Source organism: Pseudomonas sp. GM21, from assembly GCF_000282215.1.
GTDB lineage: Bacteria > Pseudomonadota > Gammaproteobacteria > Pseudomonadales > Pseudomonadaceae > Aquipseudomonas.
In genome coordinates this window covers 71190-86987 of record NZ_AKJS01000107.1, presented here as the reverse complement: position 1 = coordinate 86987, position 15798 = coordinate 71190, and the positions used below count along the sequence as shown (strand labels likewise).

Here is a 15798-nt window from a genome sequence, read left to right as displayed (position 1 = left end):
TATGAGCTTGCCGCTTTTCCCACTGAACACGGTGCTGTTTCCTGGCTGCATCCTCGACTTGCAGATCTTCGAAGCGCGCTACCTGGACATGATCGGCCGCTGCATGAAACAGGGCGGTGGCTTCGGCGTGGTGTGCATCCTCGACGGCGAAGAAGTCGGCATCGCTCCGGCAGGGTATGCCTTGGTGGGGTGTGAAGCGCTGATCACCGATTTCAAGCAGCAGGACAACGGCCTGCTGGGGATTCGGGTACAGGGCGGGCGGCGTTTCCATGTCTTGCGCACCGAAGTGCAGCGCGACCAGTTGACCGTCGCCGACGTCGAGTGGCTGGAAGACGAACCTGAGCAGCCGTTGCAGGATGAAGACGCCGACCTGGTGGCATTGCTCAAGGCGCTGGCCGAACACCCGATGGTTGAAGCGTTGAACATGGGCACTGAGGCAACCGGGCAACAATCATTGGCTAATCAGTTGGCCTATCTGCTGCCGTTCGCGGAAGTGGACAAGATTGACCTGCTGCAACTCGATGATCCGCAGCAGCGACTGGATGCGATTCAGGCGCTGCTGGATGAATTGCAGGGTGAGTTGTTTGCCTGATTGCGGCTGATAGATTGCACGTCAATACGCATACCGCAACATCGCATGCGGCAAGTGCCGAAACGCAAAGAACGCAAACAACGCCATCAGCGCCGGCAACACCAGCCACCAGACTTTGGGCGGCATGGCGTTGAGCGGTGTCTGGCGCTGATTCAGCCACAGGCTCGCCGCACAAACACAGGCAGCCAACATGGCGCCGGCCACTACATCCGTCGGCCAGTGCGCGCCCAGATACACCCGCGACAACGCAATCGCCAACGCTGGCAAGCAGCCCAGCAGCAACCAGGTCAGGCGCATCCGCGGTGGTTGTCCGCGACCCGCCAGAACGGCGATTGTCAGGAATAACGCAAATGACCCCGAGGCGTGGCCGCTGGGCATGCTGTAGCTGGTCAGGGGATCGCTGAGTATTTCCGGGCGCACGCGGGCGAAAAAGTATTTGGTTGCAGTATTGCCCAGCGCGGTGCAGAGCAGGGTGCTGCCGGCAAAAATTGCCTGCCGCCATTGTCGCGCGATCAGCAGCAGGCCGGTCAGCAGTGAACTGAGCAGCAGCATGTTGCGAAATTCGCCCATAAGCGTAAAGACCACGGCCACTTCATCGAGCATCGGGCTGCGGTGTTCCTGCACCAATGTCATCACGCCCTGATCAAGCGCGGTCAGGTGCGGATAGCCGATAAACAGTCCCGCCAGAATCAGCAAGCTCATACCGGCAATCAGCATCGTCGCCTTGCGATGGCGGCGCAGGCTGCTGGTGACGCTCAAACCAACCATGACGGCAATAGCGCCGGCGACGACTCCCGCCTCAGGCCAGAAACCTTCCGGCAATGGCAGCCGAATTGCCGCTCCCGTCGCCCAACCAGGCAGCAGATACGCGACACTCCAGCCAGCGGCAGCCAGCAGGCTGACGGCGAAAAATCGCGGGAATGGCATATCGAACATCCCGGCAACCATCGGCAACATCGGGCGCAGCGGCCCGATAAAGCGTCCGACCAGCAGGCTGGCGATGCCATAACGCTGGAAATACGCCTCGGCTCCCGCAATCCATTCCGGGTGATGGCGTAAGCCGGGCAGACGCCGAATGTTCTGATGGAAATGGCGTCCGACGAAGTACGAGACGACGTCACCCAGCACCCCGGCAACGAACCCCAGCAGCAGCGTTTCACTCAACGACAGCGCGCCGCTGCCGGCCAGGACCGCCACCGCAAACAGCAACACCGTACCGGGCACGATCAACCCGGCAATCGCCAGGCATTCCACAAAGGCCACTATGAACACCGCCGCAGCCAGCCATTGCGGGTTGACCGTCAACCAATCGGTGACGCTATCGAGCCATGGGCCCATAAAAACAACTCCATCGAATGTTCAATTGGTCCCATGGGGGACGAACGCAATCTTCAATACACAATAGATCCCTTGTGGGAGCGAGCCTGCTCGCGAAAGCAGGCTGCCAGCCGACATGGATGTCGCCTGATACTCCGCTATCGCGAGCAGGCTCGCTCCTACAGGGGGGATATCAATCTTCAAGGCAGCAAAAAATAATCGCGACCTTCGACCTGCCCCCGTCGCAGCGGGTTGCGCGTGCAATACGGTGCATAAGCGGCATCGACAAAGCGGTACATCAAATGTTCATCGCGCCCATGGGGGATGCCCAGGCGCGTGGTCTGGATGATATGGGCGGGCGCCGGGCCGATGTCTTCCACCAGTAGCACTTCGTGATCGAAACGCTTGGCGTCCCAGACCGGCACTTTCAACCCCAAGGCCTTGCACAACAGGGTTTGCCCGGCACACAGCTTTTGCGAGGGGCGAGGGCGGCCTTGGGCGTCGGGGTTGTTCAACAGCATCTGCGCCAGACTCGCCGGCCCGCTCAGCTCATCGACCCACGGATAGGCGGATTTGATCAATACCGCATTGCCGGGGCCTTTTGCACTGAAATTCAGCGAATCGCCGCCACGGGCGTAATACATATAGATGTGGCCGCCATCCAGAAACAAAGCCTTACGTTTTTCTGTGTAGCCGAGGGAGGCGTGGCTGCCTTTTTCTTCAAAATAATAGGCTTCGGTTTCGATAATCCGGGCACTGAGCCACAGGTCACCGACACGGTGACGAATCACTTTGCCGAGTAAGTCCCGGGCCAGAGCTTGCGCGTCACGGTCGAAAAACGCATCCGCAAGCCCGGTGGGGCGGCTCGCAGCGCAGGTTCGAACAGTCAGGTTAGACATGATCAACGGCATTTATCAGGGCTGATTGAGCGCTGATGATAACAATTTGAAGCTTAAGCACGGCTGAACCCCAGCAAATTGACATCGATTTCGACCATCCGCCCGTCACCGCTGTTAGTCGGGGGGCGCGACAGCTATAATCTGCCGCTTTACTCTTTACCAAGACCTTAGCAAAGACTAAACCAGACCATGACTGAGTCCGTTCTTGACTACATGACCCGCCTGGGTCGCGCTGCCCGCGAAGCCTCTCGCGTCATTGGCTGTGCCAGCACCGCGCAGAAAAACCGCGCCTTGCAGGCTGCGGCCAATGCGCTGGACGCTGCACGCACCGAGTTGACGGCGGCCAATGAACTGGATTTGGCGGCGGGTCGTGCCAATGGTCTTGAACCTGCGTTACTGGAACGTCTGGCGCTGACCCCGGAACGCATCGACGGCATGATCGTCGGCCTGCGCCAGGTAGCAGCATTGCCCGACCCGGTCGGCGCGATTCGCGACATGAGCTTCCGGCCGTCGGGCATTCAAGTCGGTAAAATGCGCGTGCCGCTGGGCGTGATCGGGATCATCTACGAATCCCGTCCCAACGTGACCATCGATGCCGCCAGCCTGTGCCTCAAGTCTGGCAATGCCACCATCCTGCGGGGCGGTTCCGAAGCGATTCATTCCAATCGCGCCATCGCCGCCTGCATCCAGCGTGGTCTGGCCGAAGCCGAACTGCCGGCCGCCGTGGTGCAAGTAGTCGAAACTACCGACCGTGCCGCCGTGGGCGCGCTGATCACCATGCCGGAATACGTCGACGTCATCGTGCCCCGTGGTGGCCGTGGCCTGATCGAACGTGTCAGCCGCGACGCCCGCGTGCCGGTGATCAAGCACCTGGACGGCATCTGCCACGTTTACGTGAGTGAACATGCCGATCTGGCGAAAGCCCAGCGCATCGCGTTCAATGCCAAGACTTACCGTTATGGCATCTGCGGTGCCATGGAAACGCTGCTGGTTGATCAAACCGTCGCCAAAGACTTCCTGCCCTCGATGGCTGCACAGTTCCGCGAAAAAGGCGTTGAGCTGCGTGGTTGCGAGCGCACGCGTGCGATCATCGATGCCGTGGCGGCCACCGAAGAAGACTGGACCACCGAATACCTGGCGCCGATTCTGTCGATTCGTGTGGTCGACGGGCTGGAACAGGCCATCGAGCATATTAATAGGCACGGCTCCCATCACACCGACTCGATCGTCAGCGAAAACCTCGCCGACACACGGCGTTTTGTCGCGCAAGTCGATTCGTCGTCGGTGATGATCAACACCCCGACGTGCTTCGCCGATGGCTTCGAATACGGATTGGGTGCCGAGATTGGCATTTCTACTGATAAGCTGCACGCCCGCGGCCCGGTGGGTCTCGAAGGTTTGACCTGCGAGAAGTACATCGTGGTCGGTGATGGCCAGTTGCGCGGCCAGGCGTCGGTCTGACTTGGGCGACCTCGACCCGACAGCCCCAGCCACTTCAAGCGAGCCTCAACCTCGCCGGATTGGCATGCTGGGCGGTACGTTCGACCCGGTGCACATTGGCCATCTGCGCAGTGCGCTGGAAGTTGCCGAATCGCTGGCGCTCGATGAGTTACGTCTGACACCCAGTGCCAGGCCTCCGCATCGCGGTACGCCGCAAGTGTCGGCCAAAGACCGTCTGGCGATGGTCGAGTGCGCGGTGGCCGGTGTGGCACCGTTGGTGGTGGACGCCCGCGAATTGCAGCGGGACAAACCGTCCTACACTATTGATACCCTGGAACTGATGCGGGCTGAACTGGCCGCCCAGACCCAGGTTTTTCTACTTTTGGGCTGGGACGCATTTTGCGGCCTGCCCACTTGGCACCGCTGGGAAGAGTTGCTCCAGCATTGCCACATCCTGGTGCTGCAACGCCCGGATGCCGATAGCGAACCGCCGGATGCCTTGCGCAATCTGCTGGCAGCGCGCTCGGTAAGCGACCCGCTGGCCCTCAAAGGGCCGAGCGGACAGATTGCATTCGTCTGGCAGACACCGCTCGCGGTATCCGCCACCCAGATCCGTCAACTGCTGGCCAGCGGTAAGTCGGTACGTTTCCTGGTGCCCGACGCGGTCCTGGCCTACATCGATGCGCACGGACTTTACCGTGCGTCGAACTGAAAGAGGCGCGCTTCAAGGCACGTGATCACGTGTATCGAAGCCCCCGAACATATGAGCAAAACGAGTTTTATATGACTGACAAAGAACTACCAAAAGTAAAGCGCAAAGGCACATTCAAAAGCGCTCCGCTGCCAGTAGCAGCACCTACCGGCCCAGAGCTGGCCGGTGAAGAGCTGGTGAAGGTTGCCGTGGCGGCCCTGGAAGACGTCAAGGCCCAGGACATTCAGGTGATCGACGTTCGTGAAAAGCAGAGCATCACTGACTTCATGATCATCGCCACCGGTACGTCCAACCGCCAGATCGGCGCGATGCTGGACAAGGTTCGCGAAGCCGTAAAAGCCCAGGGCGTCAAGCCGCTGGGTGAAGAAGGCAAGGGCGACAGCGACTGGGTGCTGCTGGATATGGACGACGTCATCGTGCACATGATGACCGCCTCGGCTCGCCAGTTCTACGACCTGGAGCGTCTGTGGTCCGGCGCGGAACAGAGCCGTGCCCTGAACGCGGCTCACCACAGCCCGGAAAATACCCACGAGCATTTCATCAAGCTCAACAAAGACCAGCAATAAGGGCCCGCTGTGCGACTGCGACTGATCGCCGTCGGTTCACGGATGCCCAAGTGGGTGGAAGAAGGCTGGCATGAATATGCCAAGCGTCTTCCGTCCGAGCTGGCGCTGGAACTGGTGGAAATACCGCTCAATACCCGTGGCAAGAACGCCGACGTGGCGCGCTTCATCCGTCAGGAAGGCGAAGCCATGCTGGCCAAGGTCGGGCCGAACGAGCGTGTTGTCACCCTCGAAGTCCACGGCAAGCCCTGGAGCACTGAGCAGCTGGCGGTCGAACTCGATCGCTGGCGCCTGGACTCGCGCACGGTGAATTTCATGGTCGGCGGCCCCGAAGGGCTGGCGCCGGAAGTCTGTGCCCGAGCCGATCAGCGTTGGTCATTGTCGCCGTTGACGTTGCCGCACCCGCTGGTGCGAATCCTGATCGGCGAACAGCTGTATCGTGCCTGGACAGTCTTGTCCGGCCACCCTTACCACAAGTAGTTTTGCCCTCATGTCTCAGCCGATCCGTATCAAGGACCACGAAAAAGACGCCCGTCTGGTGCGTGGTCGCGTCGTGTTCGGTGCAATTGCAGTAGTCGCGCTTTTTTGTGTGCTGATTGCGCGGCTGTATTTCCTTCAGGTGATCCAGTACGAGTACCACTCGACCCTGTCGGAAAACAATCGCGTTCATGTGCAGCCGATTCCGCCCACCCGTGGGCTGATTTTCGATCGTAATGGCGTGGTGGTGGCCGATAACCGGCCCAGCTTCAGCCTGAGCATGACTCGCGAGCGCTCCGGCGACTGGCAGCAAGTGCTCGACGTGATCGTCGAAGTGCTGGAGATGACACCCGAGGACCGGGTGATCTTCGAGAAACGCATGCGTCAGGGGCGTCGGCCATTCGAGCCGGTGCCCATCCTGTTCGAGCTGACCGAAGAGCAGATCGCCCGGATCGCGGTGAACCAGTTCCGCCTGCCGGGCGTGGAAGTGGTCGCGCAGCTGGTGCGTCACTATCCGCAAGGCGCGCATTTTGCGCACTCGGTGGGTTACATGGGGCGGATCAACGAGAAAGAGCTCAAGTCACTGGATCCTGTGAGTTACAGCGGCACCCATCAAATTGGCAAAACCGGCATCGAACGTTTCTACGAGCCGGAATTGCACGGTCAGGTCGGTTACGAAGAAGTCGAAACCAACGCACGGGGCCGCGTATTGCGTGTGCTCAAGCGTACCGAACCGATTTCCGGCAAGGACATCGTCCTGAGCCTGGACATCAAATTGCAGGAAGCGGCCGAAGCGGCTCTGGGCGGTCGTCGTGGTGCCGTCGTGGCGCTGGACCCGAAAACCGGTGAAGTGCTGGCAATGGTCAGTCAGCCGAGTTTCGACCCGAACCTGTTCGTCACGGGTATCAGTTCCAAGGCCTATTCCGAACTGCGCGACTCCATCGACCGGCCGCTGTTCAATCGCGTGCTGCGCGGTCTGTACCCGCCGGGTTCTACCATCAAGCCAGCGGTGGCGATTGCCGGTCTGGATTCGGGTGTGGTCACCGCGTCGACCCGCGTGTACGACCCCGGTTATTACCAACTGCCCAATTACGATCACAAATACCGAAACTGGAACCGTACCGGCGACGGCTACGTGGATCTGGACACGGCGATCATGCGTTCCAACGATACCTACTTCTATGACCTGGCCCACAAGCTGGGAATCGACCGGTTGTCAGCCTATATGGGCAAGTTCGGCATCGGCCAGAAGGTCTCGCTGGACATGTTCGAAGAATCGCCGGGCCTGATGCCGTCCCGCGAGTGGAAGCGTGCGACCCGCCGCCAGGCCTGGTACCCGGGCGAAACCCTGATTCTGGGGATCGGTCAGGGCTATATGCAGTCCACGCCACTGCAACTGGCCCAAGCCACCGCGCTGGTGGCCAACAAGGGTGTGTGGAACCGTCCGCACCTGGCCAAGACGGTCGAAGGCGAGAAGCCCAAGGATGAAAATCCGATGCCCAATATTGTCCTGCGCGATCCGTCGGACTGGACCAAGGTCAACCACGGCATGCAGCAGGTGATGCACGGCGCTCGCGGTACGGCGCGCAAGGCTTCGATTGGCGCGCAATACCGGATCGCCGGCAAAAGTGGTACGGCTCAGGTGGTCGCGATCAAGCAGGGCGAGAAGTACGACCGTTCCAAGGTTCAGGAACGTCACCGCGACCACGCCTTGTTTGTCGGTTTTGCGCCTGCGGACAACCCGCAAATCGTGGTGTCGGTAATGGTCGAGAACGGCGAGTCCGGTTCCGGGGTCGCGGCGCCAGTGGTGCGCCAAATCATGGATGCCTGGCTCCTGGATCAGGACGGCCATCTCAAGGCCGAGTACGCCAGCCCTATCAGCGCGGAGGTTACGGCCCATGATGAATAATTTTGACCGCATGCTCTCCAGCGAGGATGTGATGCGTCGCCGCGCGACGTTGTTGCAACGCCTGCACATCGATGGCCCGCTGCTCATTCTGCTGCTGACCCTCGCCGCCGGCAGCCTGTTCGTGCTGTATTCGGCCAGCGGCAAGAGCTGGGACCTGCTGGCCAAGCAGGCCACTTCGTTTGGCATCGGTCTGGTGTCGATGATCGTCATCGCGCAGTTCGAACCGCGTTTCATGGCGCGGTGGGTGCCGGTCGGTTATGTGCTGGGTGTGCTGTTGCTGGTGGTGGTGGACGTCATGGGCCACAACGCCATGGGCGCCACGCGCTGGATCAACATCCCCGGAGTGATCCGCTTCCAGCCCTCGGAGTTTATGAAGATCCTGATGCCGGCAACCATCGCCTGGTATTTGTCCAAGCGCACCTTGCCGCCGCAACTCAAGCACGTGGCGGTCAGTCTGTTCTTGATTGGCTTGCCCTTTATCTTGATCGTGCGTCAGCCGGACCTGGGGACGTCGCTACTGATCCTGGCCGGTGGCGCGTTTGTACTGTTTATGGGTGGCTTGAAATGGCGCTGGATCATCAGCGTGCTGGCGGCTGCCGTGCCAGTGGCCGTGGGCATGTGGTATTTCATCATGCACGACTATCAGAAGCAGCGAATCCTGACGTTCCTCGACCCGGAGAGTGATCCGTTGGGGACTGGCTGGAACATTATTCAGTCGAAAGCCGCCATCGGTTCCGGTGGTGTGTTCGGCAAGGGCTGGCTGCTGGGCACCCAGTCGCACCTGGACTTCCTGCCGGAAAGCCACACCGACTTCATTATTGCGGTAATGGGTGAAGAGTTCGGCCTGGTCGGCATTTGCGCGTTGCTGTTGATTTACCTGCTATTGATTGGCCGCGGGCTGGTGATTACCGCTCAGGCCCAGACATTGTTCGGCAAATTGCTCGCAGGCAGTTTGACAATGACGTTTTTTGTTTATGTTTTCGTCAACATCGGTATGGTCAGTGGCCTGTTGCCGGTGGTGGGGGTGCCGTTGCCGTTCATTAGCTACGGAGGAACTTCGCTGGTAACGCTGCTGTCAGCGTTTGGGGTTTTGATGTCGATCCATACCCATCGTAAGTGGATCGCACAAGTTTGAATAAGGTGAAGATTTCAATGCAAGCAATGCGTGGCTGGGTGACTCGATACGCGCCATGGGTCGGCCTGGTAAGCATCCTTGGCACAACGCAGCACGCGTTGGCCGGCGACTACGAAGGCTCACCCCAGGTGGCCGAATTCGTCGGTGAAATGACCCGCGATTACGGTTTCGCCGGTGAACAGCTGATGGGCGTGTTCCGCGAAGCCGAGCGAAAGCAGTCGATTCTTGACGCGATCTCGAAACCCGCCGAACGGGTCAAGCAATGGAGCGAATACCGCCCGATGTTCATCACCGACGCGCGTATCGCCCGGGGAGTGGACTTCTGGCGTCAGCACGAAGCAGTGCTGGCACGTGCGGAGCAGGAATACGGTGTGCCGGCGCAGGTGATCGTCTCGATCATCGGCGTTGAAACCTTTTTCGGGCGCAATACCGGCAATTTTCGCGTGATCGACGCGTTGTCGACCCTGGGCTTCGACTATCCTCCCCGCGCTGAATTCTTCCGCAAGGAATTGCGGGAGTTCTTGCTGCTGGCCCGGGAAGAGCAGGTCGACCCGCTGACCCTCAAAGGCTCCTACGCAGGTGCCATGGGGTTGCCGCAGTTCATGCCGAGCAGTTTTCGCGCGTATGCGGTGGACTTCGACGGTGACGGTCACATTAATATCTGGACCAATCCCGACGATGCCATTGGTAGCGTCGCCAGTTACTTCAAGCGTCACGGTTGGGTCGCCGGCGAACCGGTGGTCAGCCGCGCCGATGTTCGAGGCGAGCAGGTGGATGCCGGTTTGACCACGGGCATCGAGCCGACTAAAACCGCGGGGGAGTTGCGGGCTCTAGGGTGGTCAAGTCATGATGCGCTGCGCGATGATATGCCGGTCACGGCTTTCCGCCTGGAAGGTGACAAGGGCCCCGAGTACTGGATGGGCCTGAAGAATTTTTATGCGATCACGCGTTATAACCGCAGCGTGATGTACGCCATGGCCGTACATCAACTGTCTGAACAGCTGGTCCAAGCACGGGGCGTCAAGTAATGCGGGCATTGCCTTTGAATAAACCCCTGCAGCTCATGGCTTTCGCCGCGTTGGCGGTGCTGCTCGCCAGTTGCTCGACCAGTCGCGCGCCGGCGCAGAAAACCTCGTCCACTGCCGTGCGCCCGACGCCGGGGCTGGACATCAACCGCGCCCACAAAGATGGCGCGCCGTGGTGGGATGTCGACGTGTCACGCATCCCGGATGCCACGCCGACCCTGCACTCTGGTCCTTATAAGGCCAACCCGTACACGGTGCTGGGCAAAACCTATTTCCCGCTGCAAGAATCCAAGACGTATGTCGCCTCGGGCACGGCGTCCTGGTATGGCACCAAGTTCCATGGCCAGAACACCGCCAACGGCGAGGTATACGACCTCTACGGCATGAGTGCGGCACACAAGACATTGCCACTGCCAAGTTATGTCCGGGTGACCAACCTGGACAACAACAAGAGCGTTATCCTGCGGGTCAACGACCGAGGGCCGTTTTATTCGGACCGCATCATCGACTTGTCCTATGCTGCCGCCAAAAAACTCGGTTACGCCGAAACCGGCACGGCGCGGGTCAAGGTCGAAGGCATCGACCCGCAACAGTGGTGGGCGCAAAAAGGCCGTCCGGCACCTTTGATGCTCAATGAACCGAAAGTCGCGCAAAATAGCGCCCCGGTGATTACGGCTTCGACCGGAACTGTCGAGCAATGGACCCCCCCGGCGCAGCAACACGCCGCGGCCGTTGTACCGGTTCAGATCGATGCAAAAAAAAACGCTTCTGTACCAGCCTCTGGCCAGTATCTGCAGGTGGGCGCGTTCGCCAACCCGGACGCTGCAGAACTCCTGAGATCGAAGCTCAGCGGGATGGTGAGCGCCCCGGTGTTCATCAGCTCGATCGTGCGCAATCAACAGACACTGCATCGGGTGCGCCTGGGGCCGATCGGCTCTCCGGGTGAAATCCAGCAAGTGCAGAACAGTGTGCGCATGGCCAATCTCGGTTCGCCGAGCCTGGTCACCGCCGAGTAATACGTAGTACCTGATTGACGGTTCACTTGCGATTCAGGGGGTGAACCTGGTTGTTGGCTCGTTAAAGAACAAAAGCCCGGCAAGGGTTTTGAGTGAACAACCGAACACGCGACAGCTCGTAGGGTTTGTTCGAAAACTCGCCGAGCGGCGATCAGGCAAGGCAAAAACAGGTGAGGAAGCGGAGTGTAGGGGACCTACATGAGCATTCCGAGGCTGTTTTTAACGCCGCATGATCGTCGCGCAGGCAGTTTTGGACAAAGCCTGGAAGCTGTCTGATTAGTTTTGCCCCTGGGCAGTTTCCATTAGCGATTTCGAGAGACGGATGAACATCACCACCTTTGCCAAACGCCTGTTCCTGTTAGTCCCGCTGCTCCTTTCGCCAGCCGCGTTCGCGGTCGAGGTGATGCCAGCTCCACCACAACTGGCTGCCAAAGCCTATGTGCTCATGGATGCCAGCAGCGGCAACGTGCTGGTTGAAAACAATGGTGACCAGCGTCTGCCGCCGGCCAGCCTGACAAAGCTGATGACCGCCTACCTCGCGACCCTGGAAATCCGTCGTGGCCAGATCGGCGAAAACGACCCGGTGACCGTCAGCGAAAACGCCTGGCGTACCGGCGGTTCGCGGATGTTCATCAAGGTGGGCACGCAGGTGACTGTCAGCGACCTGCTGCACGGCATCATCATTCAGTCGGGTAACGACGCCAGTGTTGCGCTCGCCGAGCACATCGCCGGCAGCGAAGACGCCTTCGCTGACATGATGAACAAAACCGTGGCCGACCTTGGCATGACCAACAGCCACTTCATGAACCCGACCGGTCTGCCGAACCCGGAGCACTACTCGTCGGCTCATGACATGGCGGTGCTGGCTCGCGCGATCATCCACGAAGACCCGGCCCACTACGCGATCTACTCGCAGAAAGAGTTCTTCTGGAACGGCATCAAGCAACCTAACCGCAACCTGTTGCTGTGGCGCGACAAGACCGTCGACGGTCTGAAAACCGGCCACACCGACGAAGCCGGCTACTGCATGGTGTCTTCGGCTGTACGTGATGGCATGCGCCTGATCGCCGTGGTGTTCGGCACCAGCAGCGAAGTGGCTCGCGCCGCCGAAACCCAGAAGCTGCTGACTTACGGTTTCCGCTTCTTCGAAACCCAGACCTTCTATCAGAAGGGCGCCGAGCTGGCTCAGGCCCCTGTCTGGAAAGGCGCGACCAATCAAGTCAAGGCCGGCCTGGCTCAAGACCTGACCATGACCCTGCCTAAAGGCCAGCTGAAAAAGCTCGCTGCGAGCATGACCATGAACCCGCAACTGATTGCGCCAATCGCCAAGGGCGACGTGATCGGTAAAGTCGAAGTGAAACTGGAAGACAAGGTAGTGCACAGCGCCGACCTGATCGCCCTGGACGCTGTCGAGGAGGGTGGTATCTTCCGCCGCATGTGGGATAGCATCCGTCTATTCTTCTACGGCATCTTCAACTGAATTCAGTGTGCACCTGCATGACTTCGCGCTGATCCTGCGCGGCGTCATGCCCGTCGCCACGGCTTACGCTTACGAGGCCGTTACGCCATGACCGATACCGAAGTAAAGGCGCCAAAAATCGAATTCCCGGTGACTGATTATCCCGTCAAGGTGATCAGCGATACCGGTGTGGGCAACAAAGACAAGATCATCGACATCGTCAAGAAACACGCGTCGATCAACGATGAGCGTGTCGACGAGCGTCAAAGCACCAACGGCAAATACACCACCATCCAGTTGCACATCGTCGCCACTGGCCAGGAACAGCTGTACGACATCAACAGCGAACTTCGGGCTACCGGCTTCGTGCACATGGTGTTGTGATGTCTGGCACGCTGGGCTTTCGTGAGCTCGGCCAGATGGCTTACGAGCCGGTCTGGCATGCCATGCAACGCTTCACCAACGAACGCGGCACCGATGCCGCCGACGAGATCTGGCTGGTCGAGCACCCGCCGGTGTTCACCCAAGGTCAAGCCGGCAAGGCCGAGCACCTGTTGCTGCCGGGGGATATTCCGGTGGTACAGGTCGACCGTGGTGGTCAGGTGACCTATCACGGGCCTGGCCAATTGGTAGCCTATTTGCTGCTGGACGTACGCAAACTTGGGTTTGGTGTGCGTGACCTGGTCACTCGCATGGAACTGTGCCTGATTGAACTGCTGGCGAGTTACGGCGTTGTTGCCGCCGCCAAGCCAGATGCGCCGGGTGTGTACGTCAACGGGGCGAAAATCGCGTCCCTGGGTCTGCGGATCCGCCACGGTTGTTCCTTTCATGGCCTGGCCCTGAACGTGGACATGAACCTGGAACCGTTTCGACGGATTAATCCCTGTGGGTACGCCGGGCTGGCGATGACCCAGCTAAGCGATCACGCAGGATCGATTGAATTTGCCGAGGTAAGTGCCCGGCTGCGCGCGCAGCTCGTCAAACACCTCGACTATGCTGAGCAGACGACCCTAACGGGCGGAATCGACTGATATGACTACTGATGCAGTGCAAACCATGATCCCGACGCTTGATGTTACCGAGCGTCCGGCCCCGCGTGCCAAGGTTGAAGCCGGCGTCAAGCTGCGCGGCGCCGAGAAGGTTGCACGTATCCCGGTGAAGATCATTCCGACTACCGAACTGCCGAAGAAACCCGACTGGATTCGCGTGCGCATCCCGGTTTCCCCGGAAGTCGACCGCATCAAGGCCCTGCTGCGCAAACACAAGCTGCACAGCGTGTGCGAAGAAGCCTCCTGCCCGAACCTGGGCGAGTGCTTCTCCGGCGGCACCGCGACGTTCATGATCATGGGCGACATCTGCACCCGTCGCTGCCCGTTCTGCGACGTTGGCCACGGCCGTCCGAAACCACTGGACGTCAACGAGCCGGAAAGTCTGGCCATCGCCATTGCCGACCTGAAGCTCAAATATGTAGTGATCACCTCGGTAGACCGCGACGACCTGCGTGATGGCGGTGCCCAGCACTTTGCCGACTGCATCCGCGAGATCCGCAAGCTGTCGCCGAACGTTCAACTCGAAACCCTGGTTCCGGACTACCGTGGCCGGATGGACGTGGCGCTGGAAATCACCGCCGCCGAGCCACCGGATGTGTTCAACCACAACCTGGAAACTGTGCCGCGTCTGTACAAGGCTGCGCGTCCGGGTTCGGATTACCAGTGGTCGCTGACCCTGCTGCAACGCTTCAAGCAAATGATGCCGCACATTCCGACCAAGTCCGGCCTGATGCTGGGTCTGGGCGAGACTGACGAAGAAGTGATCGAAGTCATGAAGCGCATGCGCGAACACGACATCGACATGCTGACCCTGGGCCAGTACCTGCAACCGTCCCGCAGCCACTTGCCGGTGCAGCGTTTTGTGCACCCGGACACCTTCGCCTGGTTCGCCGAGGAAGGTTACAAAATGGGCTTCAAGAACGTCGCGTCGGGCCCGCTGGTACGCTCCTCGTACCACGCCGACGAACAAGCGAAGCTGGTTAAAGCCGAGCTGATGTCGTCCTGATCGATTGTGAAACATAAAACGCCCGCAAGGTCTCTAGGCCTTGCGGGCGTTTTTTTGCCTTGCCTACGGCAACTGGCGTTTTTCTGACAACCTGCGGGCACGGACCCTCTTCTGTTTGTCCCCGTTCCTGACTACTGTGTGCAGAAGTTTTCGCGCAGGGAGATTCATGGATGACCGTTCGACCGACCCATACGTTGTATCCGCACAAGCCTGTTCCGGCCTTGCCTTCGCAAGGCGTGATCGGCGTGATTGCGCCTGCCGGTCCCGCCGGGCTGGACACCGACAAGGCCGTCGCCTGGATGCGCGCTCGTGGCTATGCGTTGCGGGTTTTTCCCGGGGTGTATGAAAAGGATGGCTATCTGGCGGGCAGTGACGAGGTGCGGCTCAATGATCTGCACGCAGCGTTCGCTGATACAGAGGTCGATGCGATTATCTGCCTGCGCGGCGGTTACGGCACACCCCGTTTGCTCGATCGCATTGATTTCGAGCTGCTGCAAAACAACGCCAAACCGTTCATCGGCTATAGCGACATCACAGCGCTGCACTTGGCGATCAGCCGTTATGCCGGTTTTGTGACCTTTCATGGCCCGCTGCTCAATGCCGATTTGCTGGGCGACAAGCAGAAGCCTACCGAGTCATCGTTTTTCAACATGCTCAGGGGGCAGGTGAAGGCTGGCAGCGTACTTGCGCACCCGGCGGCCTGGCCCTTGACCACGATCGAGCCTGGCATCGCTCACGGACGCTTACTGGGCGGCAACTTGTCGATGATTGCCGCAACGATGGGCACGCCTTACGAGCTGGAGGCCGAGGGTGTGATCCTGTTGATTGAAGACATCAACGAGCCGCTGTATCGGATTGACCGGCTACTGACCCATCTGCGGCTGGCTGGCACGCTGGGCAAGCTTCGTGGGGTTTTGGTGGGGGATGTGGCGGGAGTTGATGTGGCAGGGCTGGAGCAATTGCTGAAACAGACCTTCGAGCCTTTGCGGATTCCGGTGCTGGCCGGTTGGCGCAGCGGGCATTGTGATCCGAACCTGACGCTGCCGATGGGCGCGTTGGTCAAGCTGGATGCGGGGAAGAAGGAGTTGGTGTTGGAGCAGGATGTGGTGGTCAGGCGCTAGAGTTCCGACGCCTGATAGTCAGTCATCGCGGGCAAGCCCGCTCCCACAAAGTTTGAGGTGTACACAAATGTTGTGATC

At 59.8% G+C, this 15798-nt stretch carries 16 protein-coding genes; 14 read left to right on the top strand and 2 right to left on the bottom strand.

The window, feature by feature from the left end:
• Position 1: 1 nt before the first annotated feature.
• Positions 2 to 592 carry an LON peptidase substrate-binding domain-containing protein gene (locus PMI22_RS11615; RefSeq protein ID WP_007946676.1) on the top strand — a complete coding sequence of 197 codons (591 nt, stop codon included), beginning with the start codon at positions 2 to 4 and terminating at the stop codon, positions 590 to 592.
• Positions 593 to 613: 21 nt separating this feature from the next.
• Here PMI22_RS11615 and PMI22_RS11620 read toward each other — a convergent pair whose 3' ends face one another.
• Together PMI22_RS11620 and PMI22_RS11625 are read right to left on the bottom strand one after the other, a co-directional pair.
• On the bottom strand, positions 614 to 1930 hold the full coding sequence (locus PMI22_RS11620; RefSeq protein WP_007946675.1) for a bifunctional DedA family/phosphatase PAP2 family protein: 1317 nt from the start codon (positions 1928 to 1930) through the stop codon (positions 614 to 616).
• Between the two features lie 179 nt (positions 1931 to 2109).
• Positions 2110 to 2808: a DNA-3-methyladenine glycosylase gene (locus tag PMI22_RS11625; protein ID WP_033049360.1), complete on the bottom strand. Its 699-nt coding sequence runs from the start codon at positions 2806 to 2808 to the stop codon at positions 2110 to 2112.
• A 189-nt stretch (positions 2809 to 2997) separates the two neighbouring features.
• Here PMI22_RS11625 and PMI22_RS11630 point away from each other — a divergent pair, with 189 nt between their 5' ends.
• The 13 genes from PMI22_RS11630 (at position 2998) to PMI22_RS11690 (ending at position 15720) form a co-directional block, all read left to right on the top strand.
• A complete protein-coding gene (locus tag PMI22_RS11630) occupies positions 2998 to 4269 on the top strand; it encodes a glutamate-5-semialdehyde dehydrogenase (protein WP_007946673.1) in 1272 nt (423 codons plus the stop codon).
• 1 nt (position 4270) lies between these two features.
• Positions 4271 to 4960 carry a nicotinate-nucleotide adenylyltransferase gene (nadD, locus tag PMI22_RS11635; RefSeq protein ID WP_274517762.1) on the top strand — a complete coding sequence of 230 codons (690 nt, stop codon included), beginning with the start codon at positions 4271 to 4273 and terminating at the stop codon, positions 4958 to 4960.
• Between the two features lie 71 nt (positions 4961 to 5031).
• Entirely contained in the window at positions 5032 to 5526 is a 495-nt protein-coding gene (gene rsfS, locus PMI22_RS11640) for a ribosome silencing factor (RefSeq protein WP_007946671.1), read from the top strand.
• A gap of 9 nt (positions 5527 to 5535) precedes the next feature.
• Positions 5536 to 6003, top strand: coding sequence for a 23S rRNA (pseudouridine(1915)-N(3))-methyltransferase RlmH (gene rlmH, locus PMI22_RS11645; protein ID WP_007937439.1), 468 nt, complete (start codon positions 5536 to 5538; stop codon positions 6001 to 6003).
• A 10-nt stretch (positions 6004 to 6013) separates the two neighbouring features.
• Positions 6014 to 7909 carry a penicillin-binding protein 2 gene (mrdA, locus tag PMI22_RS11650; protein ID WP_007946670.1) on the top strand — a complete coding sequence of 632 codons (1896 nt, stop codon included), beginning with the start codon at positions 6014 to 6016 and terminating at the stop codon, positions 7907 to 7909.
• A gap of 31 nt (positions 7910 to 7940) precedes the next feature.
• Positions 7941 to 9044, top strand: coding sequence for a rod shape-determining protein RodA (gene rodA / locus PMI22_RS11655; protein WP_162131650.1), 1104 nt, complete (start codon positions 7941 to 7943; stop codon positions 9042 to 9044).
• A 17-nt stretch (positions 9045 to 9061) separates the two neighbouring features.
• Entirely contained in the window at positions 9062 to 10072 is a 1011-nt protein-coding gene (mltB, locus tag PMI22_RS11660; protein WP_007946668.1) for a lytic murein transglycosylase B, read from the top strand.
• Positions 10072 to 11085 (top strand): septal ring lytic transglycosylase RlpA family protein, encoded by a 1014-nt coding sequence (locus PMI22_RS11665; protein WP_007946667.1) that lies wholly within the window; start codon positions 10072 to 10074, stop codon positions 11083 to 11085. The genes mltB and PMI22_RS11665 overlap by 1 nt, the downstream gene beginning before the upstream one ends.
• Positions 11086 to 11407: 322 nt before the next feature.
• Entirely contained in the window at positions 11408 to 12565 is a 1158-nt protein-coding gene (locus PMI22_RS11670; RefSeq protein ID WP_007946666.1) for a D-alanyl-D-alanine carboxypeptidase family protein, read from the top strand.
• A gap of 87 nt (positions 12566 to 12652) precedes the next feature.
• A complete protein-coding gene (locus tag PMI22_RS11675; RefSeq protein ID WP_007946665.1) occupies positions 12653 to 12928 on the top strand; it encodes a DUF493 domain-containing protein in 276 nt (91 codons plus the stop codon).
• Complete coding sequence (lipB, locus tag PMI22_RS11680; protein ID WP_007946664.1) at positions 12928 to 13575, top strand: lipoyl(octanoyl) transferase LipB; 648 nt, start codon at positions 12928 to 12930, stop codon at positions 13573 to 13575. Before PMI22_RS11675 ends, lipB begins: the two co-directional genes overlap by 1 nt.
• Position 13576: 1 nt before the next feature.
• Complete coding sequence (gene lipA, locus PMI22_RS11685) at positions 13577 to 14599, top strand: lipoyl synthase (RefSeq protein ID WP_007946663.1); 1023 nt, start codon at positions 13577 to 13579, stop codon at positions 14597 to 14599.
• A gap of 170 nt (positions 14600 to 14769) precedes the next feature.
• Positions 14770 to 15720, top strand: a complete 951-nt coding sequence (locus PMI22_RS11690; RefSeq protein WP_007946662.1) for a S66 peptidase family protein — start codon at positions 14770 to 14772, stop codon at positions 15718 to 15720.
• Positions 15721 to 15798 lie beyond the last annotated feature (78 nt).